This is a genomic window from Variovorax sp. GW821-FHT09B05, from assembly GCF_059418265.1.
In genome coordinates this window covers 60,255-84,852 of the sequence record NZ_JBWKPN010000027.1, presented here as the reverse complement: position 1 = coordinate 84,852, position 24,598 = coordinate 60,255, and the positions used below count along the sequence as shown (strand labels likewise).

The 24,598-nt window shown below is 69.8% G+C and carries 13 protein-coding genes, 3 tRNA genes and 1 pseudogene; 1 reads left to right on the top strand and 16 read right to left on the bottom strand.

Annotated features, from left to right (window positions below; all coding sequences use genetic code 11):
- The 12 genes and pseudogenes from AC07RM_RS39370 to trpE form a co-directional block, all read right to left on the bottom strand.
- Window positions 1-72, bottom strand: a pseudogene (locus tag AC07RM_RS39370) (GTP-binding protein); the annotation flags it as partial.
- A gap of 77 nt (window positions 73-149) precedes the next feature.
- Window positions 150-224: transfer RNA gene (locus tag AC07RM_RS39365), tRNA-Thr, on the bottom strand.
- 31 nt (window positions 225-255) lie between these two features.
- Window positions 256-329, bottom strand: a tRNA-Gly gene (locus AC07RM_RS39360).
- Window positions 330-394: 65 nt separating this feature from the next.
- Window positions 395-480: transfer RNA gene (locus AC07RM_RS39355), tRNA-Tyr, on the bottom strand.
- A gap of 110 nt (window positions 481-590) precedes the next feature.
- The gene (locus AC07RM_RS39350; RefSeq protein WP_296787410.1) at window positions 591-1,298 is read right to left on the bottom strand and encodes a uracil-DNA glycosylase; all 708 of its coding nucleotides are present in this window, start codon (window positions 1,296-1,298) and stop codon (window positions 591-593) included.
- A 61-nt stretch (window positions 1,299-1,359) separates the two neighbouring features.
- Complete coding sequence (gene trpC / locus AC07RM_RS39345; protein ID WP_093350914.1) at window positions 1,360-2,160, bottom strand: indole-3-glycerol phosphate synthase TrpC; 801 nt, start codon at window positions 2,158-2,160, stop codon at window positions 1,360-1,362.
- Between the two features lie 29 nt (window positions 2,161-2,189).
- Window positions 2,190-3,212, bottom strand: coding sequence for an anthranilate phosphoribosyltransferase (gene trpD, locus AC07RM_RS39340; RefSeq protein WP_203204166.1), 1,023 nt, complete (start codon window positions 3,210-3,212; stop codon window positions 2,190-2,192).
- Window positions 3,213-3,233: 21 nt separating this feature from the next.
- Entirely contained in the window at window positions 3,234-3,893 is a 660-nt protein-coding gene (locus AC07RM_RS39335) for a LysE family translocator (protein WP_490877935.1), read from the bottom strand.
- A 27-nt stretch (window positions 3,894-3,920) separates the two neighbouring features.
- Entirely contained in the window at window positions 3,921-4,979 is a 1,059-nt protein-coding gene (ltaE, locus tag AC07RM_RS39330; protein WP_495337950.1) for a low-specificity L-threonine aldolase, read from the bottom strand.
- A 4-nt stretch (window positions 4,980-4,983) separates the two neighbouring features.
- The gene (locus tag AC07RM_RS39325; protein ID WP_495337949.1) at window positions 4,984-5,568 is read right to left on the bottom strand and encodes an anthranilate synthase component II; all 585 of its coding nucleotides are present in this window, start codon (window positions 5,566-5,568) and stop codon (window positions 4,984-4,986) included.
- The gene (locus tag AC07RM_RS39320) at window positions 5,565-5,957 is read right to left on the bottom strand and encodes a GxxExxY protein (RefSeq protein WP_209542402.1); all 393 of its coding nucleotides are present in this window, start codon (window positions 5,955-5,957) and stop codon (window positions 5,565-5,567) included. The genes AC07RM_RS39325 and AC07RM_RS39320 overlap by 4 nt, the downstream gene beginning before the upstream one ends.
- Complete coding sequence (trpE, locus tag AC07RM_RS39315; RefSeq protein WP_093350901.1) at window positions 5,954-7,456, bottom strand: anthranilate synthase component I; 1,503 nt, start codon at window positions 7,454-7,456, stop codon at window positions 5,954-5,956. Before trpE ends, AC07RM_RS39320 begins: the two co-directional genes overlap by 4 nt.
- 393 nt (window positions 7,457-7,849) lie before the next feature.
- Between trpE and AC07RM_RS39310 the strand changes: the two genes are divergently transcribed.
- Complete coding sequence (locus AC07RM_RS39310) at window positions 7,850-8,428, top strand: chalcone isomerase family protein (RefSeq protein WP_495322948.1); 579 nt, start codon at window positions 7,850-7,852, stop codon at window positions 8,426-8,428.
- 15 nt (window positions 8,429-8,443) lie between these two features.
- Here AC07RM_RS39310 and gph read toward each other — a convergent pair whose 3' ends face one another.
- The 4 genes from gph to AC07RM_RS39290 all read right to left on the bottom strand — a co-directional run bounded on the left by gph (window position 8,444) and on the right by AC07RM_RS39290 (window position 24,534).
- The gene (gph, locus tag AC07RM_RS39305) at window positions 8,444-9,196 is read right to left on the bottom strand and encodes a phosphoglycolate phosphatase (protein ID WP_495337948.1); all 753 of its coding nucleotides are present in this window, start codon (window positions 9,194-9,196) and stop codon (window positions 8,444-8,446) included.
- The gene (locus tag AC07RM_RS39300; protein WP_495337947.1) at window positions 9,193-9,816 is read right to left on the bottom strand and encodes an RNA polymerase sigma factor; all 624 of its coding nucleotides are present in this window, start codon (window positions 9,814-9,816) and stop codon (window positions 9,193-9,195) included. Before AC07RM_RS39300 ends, gph begins: the two co-directional genes overlap by 4 nt.
- Window positions 9,817-9,976: 160 nt before the next feature.
- The gene (locus tag AC07RM_RS39295) at window positions 9,977-23,242 is read right to left on the bottom strand and encodes a filamentous hemagglutinin family protein (protein ID WP_495337946.1); all 13,266 of its coding nucleotides are present in this window, start codon (window positions 23,240-23,242) and stop codon (window positions 9,977-9,979) included.
- Window positions 23,243-23,547: 305 nt separating this feature from the next.
- Window positions 23,548-24,534: a FecR family protein gene (locus AC07RM_RS39290; RefSeq protein ID WP_495337945.1), complete on the bottom strand. Its 987-nt coding sequence runs from the start codon at window positions 24,532-24,534 to the stop codon at window positions 23,548-23,550.
- Window positions 24,535-24,598: the final 64 nt, after the last annotated feature.

Here is a 24,598-nt window from a genome sequence, read left to right as displayed (position 1 = left end):
GCCATGGTCAACGTGACCGATCGTGCCCACGTTCACGTGCGGCTTCGTGCGGGTGAATTTACCTTTTGCCATTTTTCGACTCCGAAAAAAACGATATCAACGTACGCAGATAAGGTCGCAACGCTGCTCTTGCAACCCCTGGGAAAAACTGGTGCCCTTTGCGGGAATCGGACCCGCGACCTCTCCCTTACCAAGGGAGTGCTCTACCACTGAGCCAAAAGGGCTTTTGCCTAAACCTGCATCAAACTCGGTCTCTGGAGCGGGAGACGGGAATCGAACCCGCGTCATCAGCTTGGAAGGCTGGGGTTCTACCATTGAACTACTCCCGCATCGGGGGCACTTCAAGGCACCCAAAGCGCTAGATCCAATCGCTCTTAGAAACCAAATTCATCGCTGGTGGAGAGGGCTGGATTCGAACCAGCGTACTCGTTAGAGGGCAGATTTACAGTCTGCTGCCATTAACCACTCGGCCACCTCTCCGGCGAACCTCGAAATATAGCACGGTTTTGTGACTATGCAGAAACCCGAGCACCAAAAGGAGCGAGGGAAACCGTTCGAGGAATGAACTGCGGGCGATTATCCGCGAATTTTCAGGCCCCCTTCTGGTGCTCCTCACGCCAGGCACGTGCTTCGCCGAAATGTCCGCATCCGATGAACGGCACGGGCGGGCGCAACGCCGACAGCGGCGAGGGATGATTCGACATCAGCACCTTATGGCGGCCAACGTCGATCAACGCACGCTTACTCTGGGCGTGCGAGCCCCATAGCATGAAAACAACAGGCTTCGCGCCATCGGAAACATGCCGGATCACGGCGTCCGTCAGCACCTCCCAGCCGCGCCCCGAATGGCTGGCCGGCTGGGCCTCCTCGACCGTGAGGCAGGTGTTGAGCAGCAGCACGCCATGCGTCGCCCACTTCACCAGGCTGCCGCCCGGGTTCGGGAACGGCGGCGGCGGCGTGCCGAGGTCGCGCTGGAGCTCCTTGAAGATGTTGCGCAGCGAGGGCGGTAGCGCCACGCCGGGCGCCACGGAGAAAGCCAGCCCCTCGGCCTGGCCACGCCCGTGGTACGGGTCCTGGCCCAGGATCACGACGCGCACGTCCTCGGGCGGCGTGAGCTCCAGGGCGCGCAGCGGCTGCGGCGGGAAGATCACCGTGCCCGCATCGAGCCGTTCGCGCAGGAAGGCCTGCAGCTTCTGTCCCACGGCACCGCCGAAGAAGCCATCGACCAGCGGCTGCCAGCCCGGCGCCACCGGCCAGTCGGCAGGATCGCTGCTCGACAGCTGATCCGCCCGGCTCATGAGAACACCTCTGTGCTGCGCACTGCGGTGCGAGCTTGCTTGGGGCGGCCCGGCGCGGCGCTCATTGGAACAACGCCGCGAGGGCTTCGCCAGGTTCCTCGGCGCGCATGAAGGCCTCGCCGACCAGGAAGGCATGGACGCCTGCGGCGCGCAGCGTGGCGACGTCCTCGCGCGTGGCGATGCCCGATTCGGTCACCGCGAGGCGCTCCTTCGGCAGGCCCGGCAGCAGGCCGATGGTGGCCTGGATCGAGACCTCGAAATTGCGCAGGTTGCGGTTGTTGACGCCCACCAGCGGGGTCTTGAGGCGCAGCGCGCGCTCGAGCTCGGCCGCGTCGTGCACCTCGACCAGCACCGCCATGCCCAGCCCGTGCGCGATGGCTTCGAAATCCTTCATCTGCGCGTCGTCGAGGCAGGCGGCGATCAGCAGGATCGCGTCGGCGCCGATCGCGCGCGATTCGTACACCTGGTAGGCGTCGACGATGAAGTCCTTGCGCAGCACCGGCAGCTCGCACGAGGCACGCGCCTGCTTCAGGTAGTCGATGCCGCCCTGGAAGAACTGCTTGTCGGTCAGCACCGAGAGGCAGGCCGCGCTGATCTTCCCGTCGCCTTCGGCATAGCTCTGCGCGATGTCGGCCGGAATGAAATCGGCGCGCAGCACGCCCTTGCTCGGGCTGGCCTTCTTGACTTCGGCGATCACGGCGGCCTGGCCGGCCGCGATCTTGGCGCGCAGCGCGCCTTCGAAATCGCGCGTCAGCACGCGGCTTTCGGCGTCGAAGCGAACCGCCTCCAGCGGGCTGCGCTGCTTCGCGGCGGCCACTTCCTGGTGCTTGACGGCAACGATCTTGTCGAGGATGTCGGACATGGCTTCTCTCTTGCTCCTGGATTCCTGGCTCAGACCGAGGTGGTGACCCGCACCAGCTCGGCGAGCTTCGCCTTGGCCGCGCCCGAGGCGATGGCCTCGCGCGAGCGTGTCACGCCCGCGGCCACCGAATCGACCACGTTGGCCGCGTACAGCGCCGCACCGGCGTTGAGCAGCACGATGTCGAGCGCCGGGCCGGCCTGATTGTCGAGCACGCCGAGCAGCATCGCCTTCGACTGCTCGGGCGTCTCCACGCGCAGCGCGCGGTTGCTCGACATCTGGAAGCCGAAGTCCTCGGGGTGCAGCTCGTACTCGCTGATCTCGCCGTTCTTGAGCTCGCCCACCAGCGTGGCCGCACCCAGCGAGATCTCGTCCATGCCATCGCGGCCGTAGACCACCATCGCATGCTCGGTGCCCAGGCGCTGCAGCGCGCGCACCTGGATGCCCACCAGGTCGGGATGGAACACGCCCATCAGGATGTTGGGCGCGCCGGCCGGGTTGGTCAGCGGGCCCAGGATGTTGAAGATGGTCTTGATGCCGAGTTCCTTGCGCACCGGTGCCACGTTCTTCATGGCCGGATGGTGGTTCGGCGCGAACATGAAGCCGATGCCCGACTGCTCGATCGAGCGCGCGATCTGCTCGGGCTTGAGGTTGATGTTGACGCCCAGCGACTCCAGCACGTCGGCGCTGCCCGACTTGCTCGACACGCTGCGCCCGCCGTGCTTGCTGACCTTGGCGCCGGCCGCCGCCGCGACGAACATCGAGCAGGTCGAGATGTTGAAGGTGTGCGAACCGTCGCCGCCGGTGCCGACGATGTCGACCAGGTTCGTGGTGTCGGCCACCGCCACCTTGGTCGACACCTCGCGCATCACCTGCGCGGCGGCGGTGATCTCGCCGATGGTTTCCTTCTTCACGCGCAGCCCGGTGATCAGCGCGGCCATCATCACGGGCGAACACTCGCCGCTCATGATGAGCCGCACGATGTGCAGCATCTCGTCGTGGAAGACTTCGCGGTGCTCGATGGTGCGCTGCAGCGCTTCCTGGGGGGTGATCATGGAAAGTCTCCTCGGGATGAATCAGCGGCCGATGCGCGCCGCGGGGGCGTCGGTGAACGCGAGCTTGAGGCCGAAGCCGATGAAAAGAACGCCGGCGGCGCGGTCGAGCCAGTGCATGCCCTTCTGCACGGCACCGCGGCGCGCCATCCAGCCCGCCGCCAGCGCCCAGCCCACGTTGACGGGGATCGCGTTGAGGTTGAACAGCACGCCGAGCAGCACGAAATACAGCGCCTTGTGGTCGGCCCCGGGCGCGATGAACTGCGGCACGAAGGCCAGGAAGAAAAGCGCCACCTTGGGATTGAGCACGTTGGTCCAGAAGCCGCCGAGGAAGATCGCCTTGAGGCTGCGTTCCGCGCCGGCTGCCGCGGCCTTGCCGAGGTCGGTCGGTGCCGGTGCGCGCGACAGCACCATGCGCACGCCCAGGTACAGCAGGTAGGCCGCGCCGATGTACTTGAGCACCGTGAAGGCCGCGGCCGAGGTCGCCATCAACGTGCCGACGCCTATGGCCGCCGCGAAGATGTGGACGAAGCAGCCGGCGGTGATGCCGAGCCCGGCGACGATGCCGGCGCGCACGCCCGAGCGCAGCGAGTGGGTGACCACGTAGAGCACGTCGGGCCCCGGCGTCAGGTTCAGCAGCCAGCCGGCGGCGATGAAGGCCAGCAGATGGGGAAGATCGGGCATGGCGTTCTCCTCTCCTCGAACGACGGATCAGGCTGCGAAGTAGGCCCGGATCGCGGCCACCGCGCGGTCGACGCCGGCGGCATCGACATCGAGGTGCGTCACGAAGCGCAAGCGGTACAGGCCCGTGGCCAGGATGCCCTGGCGCTCGAGGCTCTCGATCAGCCCCGCCGAGCGCGCCTTGGCCTCGCCCTCGAGGTCGACGAAGACGATGTTGGTGTGCGGCATCTCGAGCTTCAGCCCTTCGATGCCCGCGAGCCCCTGCGCGAGGCGCAGCGCCAGCGCATGGTCGTCGGCCAGCCGGTCGACGTGGTGCTCGAGCGCATGCGCGGCCGCTGCCGCGAGCAGCCCGGCCTGGCGCATGCCACCGCCCGCCATCTTGCGGATGCGGTGGGCGCGCGCGATGAAGTCGCGCGAACCGACCAGCGCCGAGCCGATCGGTGCGCCCAGGCCCTTGCTGAAGCATACCGACACGCTGTCGAAGCACTGCGCGATGCGGCGCGCCTCGGCGCGCACGTCGGTGCTTCCGTTCTTCGCCGCCTGCGCGGTCGCCGCGTTGAAGAGGCGCGCGCCGTCCAGGTGCCGCTGCAGCCCGTGGCGTGCGGCGAGTTCGGTCGCCGCCTGCACGTAGTCGAAGGGCAGCAGCTTGCCGCCCAGCGTGTTCTCGAGCGCCAGCAGCCGGGTGCGCGCGAAGTGCGCGTCGTCGGGCTTGATCGCCGCCTCGATCTGCGCGAGCGGCAGCGTGCCGTCGGCCGCGTGGTCCAGCGGCTGCGGCTGCACGCTGCCGAACACCGCCGCGCCGCCGCCTTCCCAGCGATAGCAGTGCGCCATCTGGCCGACGATGTACTCGTCGCCGCGGCCGCAGTGCGAGAGGATCGCGCTCAGGTTGCTCTGCGTGCCGGTCGGCACGAACAGCGCCGCCTCGAAGCCCAGCAGCGCGGCGATCCTTTCCTGCAGCGCATTCACGCTCGGGTCGGTGCCGAAGACGTCGTCGCCCAGCGGCGCCGCCATCATGGCGTCGCGCATCGCCGGCGTGGGTTGCGTGACGGTGTCGCTGCGCAGGTCGACGATGGCGGTGCGGTCGGTCATGGCTTCAGTCCAGGAAGTTTTTGAGCATGGCGTGGCCGTGCTCGGTGAGTATCGATTCGGGGTGGAACTGCACGCCTTCGATGCGCACCTCGTGCGCATACCCGGTGTGCCGCACGCCCATGATCTCGCCGTCGTCGGTCCAGGCCGTGACGGCCAGTGCCTCGGGGCAGCTCGCGCGCTCGATCGACAGCGAGTGGTAGCGGTTGACGACGAAGGTCTTCGGCAGCCCCGCGAACACGCCCTCCTGCGTGGTCGTGATCTCGCTGGTCTTGCCGTGCATGAGCTGCTGCGCGCGCACGATCCTGCCACCGAAGGCCGCGCCGATGGCCTGGTGGCCGAGGCACACGCCGAGAATGGGCAGCTTGCCCGCGAAGGCCTCGATGGCCGCCACCGACACGCCCGCCTCCGCCGGCGAGCACGGTCCCGGCGACACCACCAGCCGCGTCACGCCCGAGGCGATCAGCTCGCCGATCTGCGCGACCGTGATCTCGTCGTTGCGATGCACCTGCACGTCGGCACCCAGCTCGCCGAAGTACTGGACGATGTTGTAGGTGAACGAATCGTAGTTGTCGATCATCAGCAGTTTCATGGCTTGCTCACAATCCGGTGCACGCCCTTGACGACGGGGAACACGTTGAAGTTGATCAGGAGGCCCAGCTTGAGGCCCGACAGGCGCAGCGCAGCCAGCACCTGCGCGCGATGCAGGTCGGTCAGCGCGTCGACCGCCTTGAGTTCGACGATGACCGATTGCTCGATCACGAAGCCCGCGCGATAGACCTCGCCGAGCGAACGGCCCTTGTAGCTGGCCGACAGCGGCACGTCGCGCGCGAAACCGATCTCGCGCTCGGCGAGTTCGATGGCCAGCGCCGCGGCATAGGCGCGTTCGTCGAGCCCCGTGCCGAGCACGCGCTGCACTTCGACGGCGGCGCCGATGATCTCGTGCGAGAAATCATTCTGGATATCGGGTGCGTTGCTCATTCCAGGCCCTCCTCCACCAGCTCCGCCGCACGCAGCAGTGCGCGCGCCTTGGCCTCGGTTTCCTTCCACTCGAGCTCGGGCACCGAATCGGCCACCACGCCGGCCGCGGCCTGCACGTGCAGCACCTGGTCCTTCACGATGCCGGTGCGGATCGCGATCGCGACGTCCATGTCGCCCGCGTAGCTGATGTAGCCGCAGGCGCCGCCGTACAGGCCGCGCTTGGTGGGCTCGAGCTGGTCGATCAGTTCCATCGCATGCACCTTGGGCGCGCCGGTCAGCGTGCCGGCCGGGAAGGTGGCCTTGAGCACGTCGATGGCGGTCATGCCGTCCTTCAGCGTGCCCTCGACGTTGCTCACGATGTGCATCACGTGGCTGTAGCGCTCCACCGCGAAGGCTTCCGTCACCTTCACCGTGCCGGTCTTGGCGATGCGGCCGATGTCGTTGCGCGCGAGGTCGATCAGCATCACGTGCTCGGCGCGCTCCTTCGGGTCGTTGATCAGCTCGACCTCGGCCGCCTTGTCGAGCTCGAGCGAGGCGCCGCGCGGACGCGTGCCGGCCAGCGGGCGGATGGTGATCTTCTGCTCGCCCTCGCCCGTGTGCTCCTGGCGCACCAGGATCTCGGGCGAGGCACCCACCACGTGGAAGTCGCCCAGGTGGTAGTAGTACATGTAGGGCGAGGGATTGAGCGAGCGCAGCGCGCGGTACAGCGACAGCGGCGACTCGGTGTAGCGCTTGCTGATGCGCTGGCCCACCTGCACCTGCATGAAGTCGCCGGCGGCGATCATCTCCTTGGCGCGCTCCACCGCCGCGAGGTAGTCGGCCTTGGCGAAGCTGCGCTCGGCCGGATGCGGCTGCGTGGGCTTCACGATCGGCGCGCTCACCGAGTACTTGAGCTTTTCCTTCAGCTCGCGCAGCCGGCGCTTGGCGTTGGCATAGGCCTCGGGCTGCTTGGGATCGGCATAGACGATCAGGTAGAGCTTGCCCGAGAGGTTGTCGATGACCGCCAGTTCCTCGCACTGCAGCAGCAGGATGTCGGGACAGCCCAGCGTGTCGGGCGGGCAGCTCTTCTCGAGCTTGCGCTCGATGTGGCGCACGGTGTCGTAGCCGAAGTAGCCGGCCAGCCCGCCGCAGAAGCGCGGCAGCCCGGGCCGCAGCGCGACCTTGAAGCGCTTCTGGTACTGCGCCACGAAGTCGAGCGGATTGCCCGCGGCGGTCTCGACCACCTGGCCGTCGGTCACGACCTCGGTGACGGCTTCGGCGCCGAAGCCGCTGGCGCGCAGCAGGGTGCGCGCCGGCAGGCCGATGAAGCTGTAGCGGCCGAAGCGCTCGCCGCCCACGACCGATTCGAGCAGGAAGCTGTGCTTGCCGCCGCCCTGCGAATGGGCCAGCTTGAGGTACAGGGACAGGGGGGTTTCGAGGTCGGCAAAGGCCTCGGCCATCAGCGGGATGCGGTTGTAGCCCTGGGCGCTGAGGCTCTTGAATTCGAGTTCGGTGATCACGTGTCGTTCTCCGGAAAGCCGGCCCGGCGCGCTTTCATCGGCCGGGAGCGGTCTCATTCACAAACAGAGGGGGTTGGTTCGGCGTCGGGGCGATCCGGAACCTCGGGCGCACGGCGTGCGCCGTGCAATCAAACAGGCAGCGTCGATGGCGTACGCCAGGGCCAGGCTCCCCGGCTGCCTTCACCTGTCTGATGGATGTGATGAACGAACATGAGGGCCGGAGTTTAGCCCACGAGAACGGGGCCGCGCGCAAACCCGCGCTTCAGGGTTCGTCCGGAGCCGGGGCGATAAAACGAAAAGATACATTCGCACGACCGTTCGCAAGTTCCAGAGGAGGCCGCCTTGTCCGCACGCTCGACCGCACTTCCGCTCGTGTCACCGGCGCTCGCGCGCCTGTTCCTGCTGGCAGGTCTCGCGGCGGCGCTGGCCATCGCCGCGCCGGTGCGCGCCGCCCCGGTCGAGGTCGCGGGCGTCAAGCTCGAGGACAGCCTCGAGCTGCGCGGCACGCCGCTGCAGCTCAATGGCGCCGGCGTGCGCTACAAGGCCATCCTCAAGGTCTACACGGCCGGCCTCTACATGGGCCGCAAGGCCTCGACCCCCGAGGAGGCGCTGGCCGTGCCCGGCCCGAAGCGCGTGGCGATCACCATGCTGCGCGACATCGACGCCAACGAGCTCGGCAAGCTCTTCATCAAGGGCGTGGAGGACAACTCGCCCAAGAGCGAGATGGGCCAGCTGATCCCCGGCCTGCTGCGCATGGGCCAGATGTTCGCCGACCAGAAGCAGCTCAAGGCCGGCGACACCTTCACCATCGACTGGCTGCCCGGCACCGGCACGCTGATCACGGTGCGCGGCGTGCCGCAGCCCGATCCCGTGAAGGAGCCCGCCTTCTTCAACGCGCTGCTGCGCATCTGGCTCGGCCCGAGCCCGGCCGACTGGAAGCTCAAGGACGCGCTGCTCGGCAAGCCGTCCTGAGCGGCGGCCAAAGCCTCAGGCGCGCGGCGCCGCCAGTTCGGCCAGCGAATCGACGAAGCCGTCGGCATCGACCGCGCGCACCGGCTCGCCGTGGTTGTAGCCGTAGCTGACCAGCACCACCGGACAGCCGGCCGCGCGCGCGGCGCGCGCATCGTTGCTCGAGTCGCCGATCATCAGCGTGCGCGCGGGCGGCGTGCCCAGCGCCTCGCAGGTCTTGAGCAGCGGCAGCGGATCGGGCTTCTTGCGCTCGAAGGCATCGCCACCGAACACGAGTTCGAAGAAGCCGTCGAGCCCCTTCTGGGCCAGCAGCGGCTGCGCGAAGGCCGTCGGCTTGTTCGTGAGGCAGGCCAGCTTCAGCCCCCGGTCGCGCAGCGCCTGCAGCCCCTCGACCACGCCCGGATACACCGCCGCATGCTGGCCGTTGATCGCGAGGTAGTGGTGCTGGTAGCGCTCCCAGCCGCGGTCGAACTGCGCCTGCGCACGCGCCAGGGCGGCGGATGCGTCGGCACCGTCCGCCGCGGCCACGTACTGCAGCGCCGACAGGATCAGGTGCTCCGAACCCTTGCCGATCATCAGTTCGATGCGCTCGCGCGGCAGCGCAGCCAGACCGAGGTCCTCGAGCATGCGGTTCACGGCCACGGCGAAATCGCCGAGCGTGTCGATGGTGGTGCCGTCGAGGTCGACGATGGCGGCGTCGAAGCGGGTGAGGTCGAAGCGGAAGGCGTTCAAGGCGGTTCTTGCTGGCAGGTCGGATCGGGCCCGGATCATAGGCGCGCGGCGCGCCGGGATGCGCCGGCGCCGTCGGGCACCGGGTGGCCCGTCCTCTGGGCGCAGTGGTCCAGCGCCTGGCGCAGCGCGGTGTCGACGCCGCGCAGCGACAGGCCATAGCGCGTGGCGACCTCCTGGCGCGTCATCTCCTCGATGCGCAAGGCCACGAGCACCGCGCGGTGGCGCCGCGGCAGGTGCTGCATCGCACGATCCACCGACTCGACGGCCGAGCGCGCCTCGGCGATGAGCTCCGGACCGGGCGCCTGGTCGATCAGGTGGTCGAGCTCGACGTCCTGCGCCTGCCGCCAGGCGCCGCCGCGGCGCAACCGATCGAGCGCCACGTTGCACGCGGTGCGGTAGACATAGGCCTCGGGGCTGCGGACCGGCCCCTCGGCGGGCGCGTCGCCCAATCGCAACCAGGTGTCGTGCAGGCAGTCGCTCGCCAGGTCGGTATCGCCGAGATGGCGCAACAGGCGCCGGTGCAGGCGGCCGTAGTTCTCGACCAGGAAGTCGCGCAGCATCCCGTCGCGCGACGACGCGCGCGTATCCGCGACTGCGGGGGCCTCGTCCTCGGGACGGCAAGGGTCGTCGAGGCAGAACCAGGCACTCATGTCCAACATGGAAACCTCCTAGTCGATCCGCACATTGCCGCGCGGCGGCGGGCGGCCAGCGGGTGCAGAAGATGAGCTGACAACGATCATGGCGAGACGCCGGACAGCACCGTCCCCGCACGGCATCCCGGGTCGCGGGAGGCTGCGTGGGAACGACGCCCGGAACTGCTTACCTGGCCCGGTGCAGCTCGCGCTGCTCGGCCTCCGACAACTTCGACATCACGGCCGGATCGAACGCATCCCCATGGGCCGCGATCTGGACGAAGTTCTGCGCGTCGTACGGAATGCGCGCGCCGCCTTGCAGTCCGTCACGCGACCGCGGCCCCACGGGTGCCGGATCGCCTCCCTGCATCGGCTCGTCACCGAATCCCAGCACCCGCACCGTGAACACCGAGGGCAGCGCCTTTCTGGCTTCGGCGCGCTCGCGCTGCATCGCATCCTGTGCGGCCACCGTGGCCTGCGCCGCCGCGGCGCTCGCGTTGGTTAGCGCCCCGACGTTCACCGACGCCACCGTGGGCAGCCCGCTCGACTTGCCCTGCACCTGGATGTTCTCCGCGTTCACCACGTGCAGCGCCGCGATGTTCACGTTGCCCGAGACGCGGATGCCGGCCTCGCCCGCGTCGATGGTGCCCAGCGGTGCGATCAGGTCCACGTCGCCACGCGGGGTCTCCGGGATCGGGTTGAGCGTCGCGATGCCCGCACCCGTGCTGGGCACGTCCGGGGAGATCTTCATGTTGCCCACGTCGTCGTAGACCTGCCTCGGCGGCGTGAAGACCACGGTGGTCTTCGAACCGCGGCCGGCGTTGATGTCGCCCTCGGCCGACCAGGCCAGGATGTCGCCGCCGAAGGTGGTCATGACGCGGCTCTGGCCCAGCAGGATGCTGCCGAGCGAATACAGCTGGATGTCGCCCTGCCCGCGGGTGATGAGGCCGGCCGTCGAGGGCGGTGCTGCCCCCTCCACGCCATAGGTCTGCGAGCCGCCGGGCGTGAGCACCTGGATGTCGCCGCCCAGGTTCGTGTGGATGCCCGAGCCGCCATAGATCAGCAGGTCGCCCTGGTAGGCGGCCTGGCCGTCGGCGGTCCGGTCCGGGAACATCGCGGCGATGGCGTTGCGCCCGCGCAGGTAGCTGCCCGCGCGCGGGCCGTTCTCGTCGTTGTACTCGCGCCCGCCCTCTCGCAGCTCGGCGAAGTAGACCTGGCGCGCGAAGATGCGCTGCTGCTCGGGTGCCAGTGCGTCGAAGTAGGCCAGCGCCTGCTCGGGCGTTCCCTCGAAGCCGTAGCGCTGCGCAAGCCACGCGGACAGCTCCGCGCCATAGGTCTTGGCGACCTTGCCGGCCTGGTCGGCCAGCGGCGCGCCGGCCGCCGCGAGATTGGCGGGATCGAGGTAGCGGCGCAACAGTCCCGAGTAGTCGATGCCCTTGGCTCCCACGCCGGCCTGCACGACGATGCCGGCCCCGGGCCGGGTGTCGCTCGCGGTCACCGGGCCAATGCTGGTGAGATCGGCCTGATCGTTCTGGATGAGGTTGCGCCCGGCCGTAATCTCCAGCGTGCCGGGGCCAGCGACGTCGAAGTTGGCGTAGAGGATGTCGCGGCCCGCCTGGACCACCGAGACGTCGTTGCCGTTCGTGTGGACGATGAGGTTGCCCGCGAGCGTGGCGGGCGATTCGTCGCTCGTCATGTCGCCGGTCGACGGCAAGGTGTCACCGAGGCGCGTGCCCGAATAGACGATGTCGCGCCCGGCGCGCACGGCGATCGGGCCGGCGGCCGCATAGTCGACCTGGTCGATGCGCCGGCCGCCGCGGTAGGTCACCGTCGTGCCCGTGCGCAGGCCGACGATGTCGCCGTCCACCGCGTAGAAGCGGGACGGCACCGATGCGCCCTCGGAGGCGCCGGCGCTGTTGACGCCGAAGGCGAACAGGGGATATCGCCCGATGTCCACCAGCGGGGCGTCGTCGCTGGCATTGGTGACCAGCCGCGTGCCGGATGCGTCGAATCCCGCGAAGCCCGGGTGCTGGATCGTCGCCACGCTCGACGAATCCGCGCCGGAGGCGCTGATCGCGTAGCCACCGCCGTACAGCGAGCCGCCCGCTATCAGCTCGATGCGGCGCCCGCCCAGCGGCGCCTGGAGCAGGCCGCCGTTGTTCCACTGGGTCGCTTCGCCGAAGCTGTTGAGATAGGCTGCCGATTGGCCGTAGTAGATGCTGCCCGTGCTCGCCACGGCACTGACGTTGCCCGGCAACAGGAACCAGCCGCCGTTGCTGGTGTAGTCCCAGTTGGCCACCAGCGGGTCGGCGACCGTCTCGCTGGCGCGCGTGTCGAATGCCAGGTTGCCGCCAGCGGACGACAGGTCGACCGCCGTCCTCCCGGTCCAGAGCGAGAACCAGCTCTGCCCCATCTGGCCGTTGCCGGCGGCGGCAGCGAAGGCGACGCCGTTGGGCGTGCCGACCAGTCCGGGGTCGCCCGTGCCGCCCAGCACCAGATCGCCGCGGCTGGAGATCGTCGCGCCGGCATCGCCCTCCATCAGCATGAGGCCGCCCGTGGCGCGCGACAGGCTGGCGGTGTAGGGATCCGACGCCCGGACCTCCCTGGAATCCTGCACCGCGCCATAGAACAGCTGGATGGTTCCGATCCGCCCTGCGCTCATCGCGATCTCACCGCGCAGGTTGACCAGGCCGCCGTAGAGCTCGTGCGTCTGCGCCATGCCGGTGCTCACGGTCGCCAGGCGGCCCGCCAGGCTGCTGTTCCAGCCGCCGCCGACGACTACGTCCAGGTCGCCGCCACCGGTCAGCACCAGGCTGCCGTCGCTCAGGACCCTGCCCGTTCCGCCAACGGCCAGCACGATTCCCTCGCTGCGCGCCGATTTGCTGTTCGGCGAGTTCCTGCCGACCGGGTCGGTCGAGCGCGTGGAGATGACGCCAGCGTCGCCGCCGACACGGATCGTCGCATCGCCACCGCCCAGCGTCCCGAGCCCGGTGAATCCCGTCACGGCCGGCCAGTACGACGAGCCGGCGGGATCGTTGACCCGCCCCGGACGCGCATAGGTGCCGAAGTTGATCCACCAGGCCGTGGGCACGTCATCCACGCCGGCCGTGCCGCCGGTGCCCTGCCGCCACAGCCAGTTGCCCACGCTCGCGCTCGCGCTGGCGAGTTCGCTGCTGGTGCCCCAGGAGTCGCCCGTCAGGTCGCCCCCGACGTCGACTCTCAGGTTGCCGCCACCGGCCGGATACCAGGCCTTGTAGAGGCTGTCCGTGCCGCTGACCAGCTTCTCGTAGTCGCCCGCCAGGTCGCCGGCGGCGGTTCCCAGCACCGACCCGCCGTTCACCAGCCCGCGGCCCTGGTCGTAGCGCGCATCGAGCGCGGCGTCGTCCAGGCGGGTCGGCGCGCCCGCCGTGTACACGCCGTAGGGCGAGCGCATCGAGAAGCTGCCGCCGGCCGCGATGTCCAGGTCTCCCGTCCCGGTGCGCAGCACGCTGAAGATGGGACTTCTGACCGTGTAGGTCCGCGGCAGGCTGATCGCCGCGCCATTGCCGGCCGGAAGATCCCAGAAATCGGCGGGAAGCCCGAAATCCTCCCACGATGTCGCCGAATAGAGCGCGATGAGCTGGGCCTCGTTCTTACCCACCAGTTCGCTCGTGGTGTTGATGCCGGGCGGCAGGAAGCCGGTCACGCCGAACACCGCATCGGCGCCCTGCGTCGTCAGGCCCAGCAGAACGTTGCCGTTCGCCGGTTTCCAGAAATCGGCCGGCAGCCCGAAGTCCTCCCACGAACTCGCGAAATAGAGGGCGATGACCTCGGCCTCGGTCTTGCCGACCAGTTCGCTCTTGCTGTTGATGCCGTTCGGCAGGAAGCCGGTCGCCGCGAAGATGGCATCCACCCCGCGCGAGTTCAAGCCGATCAGTTCGCCGCCGCCGGACTTCTGCACGGTGTAGTGGGCATCGGCAAGGACGATGTCGCCCGTCCGCACGGCATTGAGCGCGCGCGTGTCGGCCGCACCGAGGTCCGCGCCCGCCACCAGCCGCATGCTCCACGACTGCGAGCCCTCGGGCAGCATCTGCGCAACGGCCCAGTTCCGCGCCTGGCGACCGCTCGCATCCGCGGGCCGCAGGTCGACCGCCGCGGCCCCGTCGGGCAACGCCACGTTGGTGCCCGCGGCGATCAATGCGCCCACCGGCAGGACCAGGCTGCCTGACTGCGTCATCGCGACCGGCAGCTTCGCGCCCTTGGGCCAGGTCAGGCGCGCCAGCGTCACGGCCACCGGCAGCCGTGCGCCGGCCAGCAGTTGGGCGCCCGCCGGGAGCGCCAGGCCGCCGGTGCCCACCATCCGGCCCGCGGGCAGCAGCACGCTGCCGTCGGCCGCGCGCACATCGGCCGCGAGCACCGTGCCGAAGGGCAGCATCAGCTCGCGGTCCAGCGTGATCGCACCCGGCAGCACGGTGCCCGCGGGCAGGGTGACGTCCTTCACCGTGATCGCGTAGTTCAGCGTCTTGCCCGCGGGGTAGACCGTGCCCTCGGCCAGGGTCACGCCCGGCACCGGCACCACCACGTCGCCGCCGAAGGCCTGCACGCCCGGTGTCAGGATCCAGCCGCCATCGTCCGGCGTCTCGGGCGGCGGCGCGAAGCCGTCGTTGATGCTGCCGTAGATCGACAGGTCGCCACCGGCGCGCAGCGTCAGCATGCCGACCTCGCCCGAGCCGTACACGCTCGTGCGTTGCGTGTTCGGGTTCAGGCTCGCATAACGCAGGCCCGAGAGGTCCAGGTCGCCCCGCACGACCAGGTCACCGTCGGGCGTGGCGCTCACGATCTCGATCGCTGGCCGCAAATGGAAGGCGTCGCGATAGGTCGCGTTGTTCAGTCCTGCCAACTTGGAATTCAGCAGATCCCCGTTACGCAGTGCACCGTCGACGAACAGCGTGGCCTCGTCGCCCTTGCCATTCAGATATGCCTGATCGATCACCTGGTAGGGCCGGCCGCTCGCGGCCGCGTCGGTGCCGAAGGGCGCATCGCTGTAGCGCTGCTTGCCGTACACGGCGATCGAGCGCGCGCCCTGGATGTTCACGTTGCCGCGCGCATCGATGGCGATGTCGCCGAAGGTGGCCGCGTCGGCGTCCGTCGTGCTGCCGGTGCTGCCGATGCGCGGCGCATACAAGTCCAGCGTGCCGCGGTTCCTGCCGTCGCCGCCGCTCGAGCCGGTGCCGTGGCGCAGGTCGATGCGCGCGCCCTCGCCCAGCACCAGCGTGCCGCTGCCGGCATCGAGCTCCACCATCGCGCGGTTGGGGCTGTCGATGATCTTGCCGTGGCTGTCCACGCGCAGCACCGTGCCGTGCGCATCGAGCACGGCACTGCCTGCCAGCGCGAGGCCCTTGGCGGCGGCGAGGCGGATGCTGCCGACCTGCTCGCCGCTCGCGTCGATCGTGCCGACCACGTCCAGTCGGCCGTTGTCCACCGACACGTTGATCTGGCGGGCCTTGAGTTCGTTGCCGATCCGCAGGTCGCCCTGCTTGAGCTGGAAACTGCGCTCGCCGAAGAAGCCGCCGTCGTTGAGCCGCGTGTTGAGGGCCGCGAATTCGTCGCTGAGCGCGTCGCCGCCGCCCAGGTGCTGGGCGCGGATGTCCACGCCGCCCGCGCGATAGGGCACCAGGGTGCCGCCCGCGTCGTAGTGGCCGCTCGCGCCGGCGCGCAGCGTGCCGCGCAGGTCCACGCGACCCGCGTCTTCATCGAGCGCGATGGCGCTGAGCAAACCCGCGTTGTTGTTCCGCGCCGAGAGGTCGATGGTCGACCCCGCCGCCTGCGTGATGTTGCCCGTGCTGCTGCGCAGCGTCAGGTCGCCGCCCCACGAATAGCGGCGCACGTCGAACAGCGCGATCTCGCGCCCGGCCAGGTCGAGCCAGGCGGAGTCGCCCAGCACGATGTCGCCCTCGGCCGTGATGCCGAGCTTGCCGCTGGGCAGCGCCACCGTGGTGTCGACCCGGACCGTGGCGCCCTTGAGGTTCAGTTCCGCGCCGGTCTGCACGCCGGCGTCGAGGCTCGTGGCCGACGCATCGGCGCGGCCGCTCGCGGGTGCCAGCACCTGCAGCGCGCCGCCCGCGGTGATGCGGTTGATCGAGCCTCCGGCACCCGTGATGAGCGGGGCCGTGAGGGTCAGGTTGCCGCCTTCGTAGCGTGGTCCGTCGGTACCTGCACCGGCACCAGTGACTTGCGACTGGTACACCGACAACGAGCCCTTCTGGTTGGCGGTGATGCGCTGCGTCGCGTTCAGCTGCACGTCGGCGAAGCCCAGGATGGTGCGGCCGAAGTCGTCGACCCCATTGGGTTGCGACGTGGGGTCGTAGCCGAACTCGATCGTGTCGGCGTTGATCGCGAGCTTGCCGCTGCCCGTGCCCCGCCCACCGGTGACCGGCGCCGGGGTAGCGCCCGCGAGACCGGCCCAGGTGAGCTTGGCGGTGATGATGCGAGCCATGTCGCCGGCACCGCCCTGGCCATAGATGGCCGGCGTGGAGAGCACCAGGTTGCTCAGCGACGACCTGCCGGTCGCGGCATTGGTGGTGTCGAGGCTCACGTTGCCGAAGAAGTTCACCGACTCGGCGGCGGTCAGCACCAGGCGCTCGAGCGCGGGCGCGCCGTAGGCCGTGTCGCCGCGCAAGAGGCGGTCGAGCACCGTCTGGTTCAGGGTCAGGCCGCTGGTGAGTGCCCCGCGCTGCGCCGCAGCGGCGAGGTCCGCCTCGCTGCCCGCGTTGACCGCTCCCACGGCCAGCACGAGGTTGCGCGTGCCGTAGCGCACGCTCTCGCCGAGCTCGAAGTCGCGCCGCGTCGCGGCCAGCAGCGTGCCCTCCGAATAGAGCTGCGCGACGCCCGCGCACGTGGCGCCGCAGTCACCGATCGAGATCGCTCCCGCGCCCTGCGGCAGGTTGTCCTCCGCGGGCGGCAGCACGTTCAGCCAGCCATTGGACGCGGCCACCACGGCGACCGAACCCGGCCTGTAGATGTAGCCGTCGGTCGAGTCGAAGGCCACCTTGCCGGTGCCGATGGTGTTGATGCCCGCGCCGGTCTCGACGACGATGCCGCCGTCGGCGCTGGCCGCGACCAGGAACACCTCGGGAGCCTTCAGGATGGCCCCTTCGCGCAGCACGATGCGGCCCGTCTTCCCCGTCACGTCGACGTAGTTGCTGAGGTTCGTGCCGTTGCGCTGCACGCCGTAGGTCGACAGCATCGCACCTCCCACAATCAGGCGCGGGGCGCCGATGGCGTTGAGGTCCGCGGCATGCAGCGACAGGCCATCGAAGCCGGCGGTCGACGACGCGCCGTTGCCCAGAACCTCGATCGCGCCATCGCCGACGTTGCCGGTGCTCGTCGCGATGCTGGCCATGCCGCCATGGCCGCCCGGCGCCGGCGTGAAGTCCGCGCGCCCGTTGAAGCTGAAGGAGGCATCGGGTGAGGACGGCAGCTGAAAGCTCAGCGTCTTCGCATCCGCCGGCAGCGTCGCGCGCACGGTTCCGGCCAGGGCCGCCTGCTGCAGCGCGAAGTCCGCATAGCCGGTTTCGTTGTACTGGGAATAGCTTCGCAGCACATTCGCCGGCGTGACGACGATGGGGCTGCTGAGGCTGTCGGCGACACCGGTGTTGGCGGTGCCCAGCGTGCCCGCCACGGCATAGGAGCCGTTGCGCATGGGCAGGGCGCGGCCGGGGGCCAGGCCGGTCGCCGCGCCGTTGACTTCGACCCGGAACGCACCCGGCAGCAGCGCGTAGTTCGACGGCAGCAAGGTGTAGGTGCCGGCCGCCAGGCCCGGGATGTCGTTGGCGCGGATGGTGATCTGCTGGCCGATGCGTGGGTCGACGGCGCCGCCGGCATCGGCCGGCGCATAGGCCGAGGCGTAGCCGGGCACGATGGCGTAGACCGGATTGCTCTCCAGGCCCGGCAGCACGAAGCCGTTGCGGTTGTTCTGCAGCAGCGGGTTCATGCGGGCATCCGTGGAGCCGCCGCGGCCGGACACGAAACCCGCGCCGCGCAGTTCGCCGCCGCCCGAGAGATCCAGCATCGCGCCTTCTTCCGTCGCCACGTGTTGGCCGGAGATGCCGATCGAGCCGGCACCGCCCACGCCGCTGAACGAGACGTTCCTGCCCAGGTAGGTGTAGTTCACGCCGTCGGCGGTGCCGCCGTAGGGCATCACGAGGTCGGCCGCACTGACGGAGGTCAGGCTGCCCGCGGCCAGCTTCACCGAGAGGGCGTCGCCGCCGCCGGTGCCCGACGCGACCGATCCCAGCGAGATCGTGCCCAGCGGCGCGCGCACGACACCGTTCTGCTCGATGTTGGCCGCGCCCAGCGTCAGCGAGCCGAAGACCGAGTACGGCAACGCGGGGTCGCCGGCCTGCGCGTCGTAGCGCTCGATGACCAGGCGCCCGGCCGGATCGAAGGCATTGGCATCGGCACGACCCGCCAGTACCCGCCCGCCCACGCCGGTGGCCGGATAGACCTGGGCTGCGCGCAGCAGGATGTCGCCGCTGCTGCTCAGCTCGGAGTCGACCGCGCTGCCGTTGGGCAGCAACGGCCCCGCCACGAAACGGATGTCGCCCTCGCTGGCCAGGTTGAGCCGGCCGAAGCCGGCCCGCTCCACGGTGGTGGTGTCCACCGTGGCATTCAGGCCCGCCGTGACCACGCCCTTGATGTCGATCAGCTTGCCGTGCACGTCCAGCACCGCGCCGGAGTCCAGCGTGCTCACGCCGCCCTGGTAGGACGGGCGCTCGAAGGTCTCCGCCGCGGCGCCGTTGTCGGCGATGCCGGCCAGGAGCACGTAGGGCGCCGCCAGCGACACGCGGATCGAGGGATCGACGCCGCCCGCCACGGCCAGCGCGCCCGAATAGACGCGCAGTTCCTTGCCCATGGCCAGGTCGACGTCGCCGCCGAAGCTCACGAGACCGTTGCTGTACAGGGTGAGCGAAGAGAAGCCGCCGTCACGCACCTGGTTCACGCCCAGCGCGGCATGGCCATAGCGCAGGCCGTCCTCGCCGGCACCGCCCGGCGCGCGTTGCTGCACGAGCGTCAGGTCCCGCACGGCCAGCACGGCGTCGTCCGCGGAGTCGATCGCGTAGTTCGGCGCTTCCAGCGCCACCGCCAGACTGCCGCCCGCGGCACCAGAGCCGCCCGCGTGAGCCCGCAGGCTTCCGTCCAGGTACAGCCCGCTGACCGAACCGATCTGGATGCTGCCGCCGTTGCTCGCGACCAGGCGTGTGCCCGTGCCGTCGACATCGAGCAGCGCGGCGCCGCCCGAGACGTCGAGGACGGCGCCTTCGCGGATCACCACGAAGGCATCCGAGGCGATGGCCCGGCTGCCAGACTCCTGCATGCTGCCGCCCACCACGATGCTGCCCCCCTCGGTCAGCACCCCGTAGGGACGGCCGGACGCATCGACGGCCGTGGCGGATGCCGCCGAGGCATCGAGCACCGCGTGCTCGCCCAGCAGGATGCTGCGGGTACTGGCCCGGCCGTCGGCGCCGATGCCACCTTCCTCCAGCGCGCTTCCCGGCACGCTGCTGCGGGCTCCCAGCAGGCTGATGCGGCCGCCCTTCGCCTGCAGCAGGCCATCGACCGTCAGGTTGCCCTGGCTTTCGAGGGCGATCGACTGGCCGGGATCGACCCGCACGCCCGCGCCCTGGCCCACGTAAAGGCTGCCGCTGGTGCCGGAGGCTTGCGCATCGGCGAGGCCCGCCGCCAGGGACAGGCTGGCGCCACCGCGCCGGGCCAGCGTGCGCGTCGTCGGATGCGCCTGGTACAGGTCGGGCAGCCAGGGCTGGAATGCGTCCTCGATGTCGGCCCCCGCCGGCAGCGAGGAGACATCCGCCTGCAGCACCGGCATCCTGACGTCCAGGGCCGTTCCCGCGGGCACGACCAGGCCGTTGTATGCACGCACGTCGTACTGCGCGAAGCCGGACTGGAACAGCTCCGGTGACAGGCTCGTCGTCCCCGCCACCTCGGCGGACCGCGACAGCCGAGTCCCCGCGACAAGGCGGGTGCCGGCCGACACCGTGAAATCGGCCGGGGCGATGCCTCCCGCCGGCGTCGTGACGGTCATCGCCGTCTTCAGCTGCATGCCATCGGGGAAGACATCCCCGGGGATCACGTAGCCAGCGAAGTAGGAGAAGCCCGAGCTCGTGATCCGGACGGTGGTCCCCTTCGGGACCACGACGCTGCCCGCGGGGGTTCCCGTGCGCGTGATCCAGACCGTCCCGTCCTCGCTCTGCACGCGGTTGCTGGCCACCTCGTCGGGCCGCGGCACCGGCAGCACCCAGTCGGCTTGCAAGGTGTACCAGACGCCGGTGGCGAGGGCTCCCCCGGCCACGGTCTGGCCCGGCAGCGCGGTGAAGGTCTGCGTCGAGTAGGCGACCGGCAGCACCTCGCCCTTCTTGACCTCGTAGTCCTGCAGCAGGATCAGGTCCGCACCGACCGACTCGCCGGCGCCGAGCAGGCCGTCGGTTCGCATCAGCTTCCCGCCGATCGAGATCGCGCTGGCCGACTCGATCTGCAGCGTGCCTCCGCCCTTAACGCCATACCCCCGGATGTCGCCATCCAGGACCAGGACCGCGGCGGCGTCGCCCGCACCCGTGCCCGCCAGCCCCGAGCCCAGCTGCACCGAGCCGCCCCTGCCTCCCTGGAGGCTGCCGTCGACCATCACCGCCGCGCCCGAGGACACGTCGATCAGCGAGCCCTTCTCCAGCGTCACGCCGCGCGTCGAGCGGATGCTGACCGTTCCGCCGTCGAGATAGGCCAGGTCGCCCGGATTGCCCGCCCCCCGCAGGTCGCTGAAGCGCCCGGTCGCATCGAGCACCACGCCCTCGCGCACGCGCACGCCGCCCGCGGCGCCCTCGGGAACGGCGATGCCGATGTCCGTGACCAGGCCGGTGCTGTCGGGTTGCCGCAGCACGTTGCCCAGCCGGATGGCCCCGCCGCGGGCCGTCAGATTCGCCTCCACGTCCACCGTCGGCGCATACAGCACGATCTCCCCGCCATCGGCCACCTGCAGCGCGTTGCGCACCCCGACGCCCTTCTTCGCCGCGATGCGCAACGCGCCCAGTCCCGACGCGCCCAGGCTCGCCGTATCCAGCAGCACGACGCCCTGCCGCTCGGGCGCGACGTCGTCGCCCAGCTGCAACCCGTCGGCGATGCCGCTGTCGATCTTCCCGAGCGTGACGCTGTCGACCAGCGGCGCGAGGTTGTAGCGCAGCGTGTTCGTCGCCGCGTCGTAGACCGGCCGGTACTGCCCCACGACGAGCTGCCCGCGCCGCGCCGCGGCCTGCTGCGACTGGTGGTAGCCGTCCAGTCCCTCCTGCGCGCCCTGCGTCTGCTGCGGCCCCTGGTAGGTGTCGCCGACGATCGTGCCCTCCAGCGCCGCGCTGCTCGTGGCCACCACCAGCCTGCCCGCGTCGCGCCCCACCGTGTAGCCGCTCTCCAGGCGACTCTGCGGTCCGATCAGCGGGTTGTAGAAATAGCCGGTCGCGTCCTTGCCCCAGCGCGTGTGCTCGTCCTCGAAGCCGCGGTACAGGCCCTTGTAGAGCAGATCTCCCGGCGCGCTCGACACCTCGTAGAGCCGGCCGTCGCTGCCCTTGAGCCAGCTCTGGCGGATGACGCCGGTGGCCACGTCCAGCGTGCCGCCCGACAGGTTGATGTTCGAGCCTGCGCGCGTCACCAGGTCGCCCCCGGTGACCGTGATGGCGCCGCCCTGCGCCATCCATTCGCCGACCGTGTGGCCGCTGGTCGCGAGGTAGCCGCTGACCTCGAGCAGGCCGCCCTCGGTGTACCAGCGGTCCGTCGGATAGCCGTTGGTCCCTGCGGGCACGAACACCAGTTTGCGCCGATCCACCCACAGGTTCAGGTTGTTGAGGTTCCTGCTGTCGCGGTTGACCGGCGCATCGCGCTGCTCGTTGCCCTGCGCGTTGATCAGGATGTTGTTGTTCTCCATCGCGACCTTGACGCCCACCGCGCCCGACACGTCGAGCTGCGCGCCGCTGGCCACCAGCGTGCGCCGGGGCGAGGTCACGACGATCTCGCCACCGGTGGCCAGGCTCAGGGAGCCGCCCTGGAACTCCACCGTGCTGCCGCTGACGATCTCGATGCGCGAGAGGTCGCTGCGATCGACGACGGTCGAGAGGTTGTCGAACACGCCCACGGGAAGGCCCGACACGGTGCCAACGCGCTGCCGGGCGGCATCGCGTTGGCTGTCCAGCGCGGTGCCGTCGCCGGCTTCCAGCAGGATCGCGGTGGTGCTGCCATCGGCCATCGTGACGGCACCACCCTCGTCGCTCGCGCGGGTGGAAAGATGGATCGTGCCGCGCTTGGCCGTGGAGGTGGTGGCGACGATCACGCCGGCCTGGGTCACGGCATGGCCGGTGAGCGTGACGTCGCCCGTGGCGGCGGTGATCAGGCCGGTGTTGATGACGGTGCCCGCGCTGCTGTCAGGGCCGCGCGACACGGAGACCTCGTTGCCCGCGGTGGTCGAGCCCCGGTTGGCCTCGGTGCCCACGCCCTTGCGGATGGTGAAGCTGTCGCCGGCCGCCAGCACGGTTTGGCCCGAGGGCGTGGCGATCTGGCCGGCGTTGCGCACCTCCTTGCCCAGCAGCAGCACGTAGCCGCCGCCTTGCGTGACCGACTGGGGGGCACGGGTGGTGATCTGCGCGCCGGCCTCGACCACGACGGCGCCCACGGCGTCGGTGAAGCTGGGCGCGCTGCCGTTGACGTCGACGTACAAGCCCTTCGTGCGGAACTGGTCGTCGGCGATCGTGGCCGCTGCCGCCACCAGGTTGCGTGTGTCGACCTGGCTGGTGCCAGAGAACACCACGCCGTTGCGGTTCGCGATCAGCACCGTACCGTCGGCCTTGATCCGGCCCTGGATCTGCGAGGGGCGCGCCTGCGGATCGTTGACCTTGTTGAGCACGGCCCAGCTCGGGTCCTGCTTGAAATCGACCGTGGTGTTGCGCCCGACGTTGAAGGTCTCCCAGTTGAGGATCGCCTTGTCGCCGGTCTGCTGGATCGCGACGTTGGTGCGGCCGTCGACCTGCGATTGCACCGGTGCATTGGCGTTGAGCCAGCCGGCGGTGAGGCTGTCGGTGTCGACCTTGAGCCCGCCATCGGCCAGGCCATCGGGCACCGAGGGATCGTTGCCCGCGGCCAGCCGGGCGGCCGCTTGTGCCGCCTGCTGCGCGGCGATGCCGCGTGCCGCGAGCTGGAGGTTGTTGATCGAACGGCTCAACTGCTCGTTGGCGCGCTGCTGCTGGGCCTGCGGGCTGGTAAGCGTCGACGCGGGCAGGCCATTGGCCAAGCGCCCGGTCTGCACCGCGTTGCTCTGGTTCAGGTTCTTCTGCGCCATCCAGCCGGCGCTGAAGGCGCGCTGCGCGTGCGCGCCGCCGATCATGCCGCCCGCCGCCAGCATCAGGGCGATGGCTCGCGCCATCGGCGCCATCCTGAATGTCCAGCTCTCCCCATGTCCCGCCTGTCGATCTCTGCCGCCGTGCCCGCGCGTGTTCATGTGAATTCCTGCCGAAAGAAATATGGAAGCCGAAGCGGCGCACGACTGCCTGCATGCGCGCTTTTCGGAACGTCCCGGCATCCACGGTCGTCTCGACCTCCATGACCCGCGACTGATTTTTCTAGACGAGTCCCGCCCGGCGAATCCGCAGCAAAAGAACACACATTTTTTTGGCCACGCGTCACGGCAGCGTCACCATCGCGCGCTCGCATCCGCGCGCGCGCCTGCGGTCAGCTCAGAACGAGCACGCCCGCGGGAAAGGCCCTCGCATGCAGGTCGAAGCTGTGCTGTATCTGCAGCAGCGCGGTCTCGATCTCGGCGATCTTGATGCGCGCGGTAACCGTCTTGTCGCGCAAGGCATCGCCCACCAGCATCACGCGTCCCGGGCGATAGCGGTTGATCTCGTCGAGCACGGCGTACAGCGGCGTCTGGCGGAACACCATCTCGCCGCGGCGCCAGGCCGACGCGGTCTCCGCATCGGCGGCGGCGATATCGCTGATGACCCGGCTGTCGTAGACCGTGAGCTGTCGAGCCTGCAGCAGTCGGCGCCCCGCCGGGTGCTCGACGTCGACCTGGCCATGCAGGCAGGTGACGCGTGTGCGCCCGTCGAGGCAGCGCAGCTCGAAGCCTGCCGCGTTGGCCATGACCCGGCCTGCCCCGACCTTCACGCGGAAGAGCCGGGCCGCGTCGGACACCTCGACCTGCGCCTCGCCCTCCAGCAGCTCCAGGCCCCTGGCCTGGTCCGGATCATTCGTGCGACGCAGGCTGGTGCGGGTGTTCATCGCCACGGTCACACGGTCTTCGAACGATACCTCGCGCTGCTCGCCCACCGCCGTGCGGTAGTCGGCGTCCCATTGTTCGACGGCGGGCCACAGGCCCAGCGGCGAGTAGGCCGCGATGCCCGCGGCCGTGGCACCTCCGAGCGCCGCGCCGAGAAACGCGCGCCGCCCCACGCGCGGGCGGTGCAGCACCTTGCGGTGATGGCGCGCCGCTTCCGCGTTGCTGCCCAGCACGCTGCCGGCGACCGACCCCAGCAGTTGCCATTGACGCGCAGCCTCCTGGAAGGCCGACAGGTGGACGGGATCGGCATCGCGCCAGCGCTTGAATGCCCGCGCCTCCCATTCGCTGACGTGGCCCGAGGTGAGCTTGCGCACCCATGCCTGTGCATCCTTGAGCACATCGGGCAGGTTGCTGCGATCGTCGGGTGTCGTCGTCATTGCTTCGCTCTCAAACGGCCGTTTCGCGCCGCGCGGAAGGCAGGATGCCCCGGCGAGATACGGC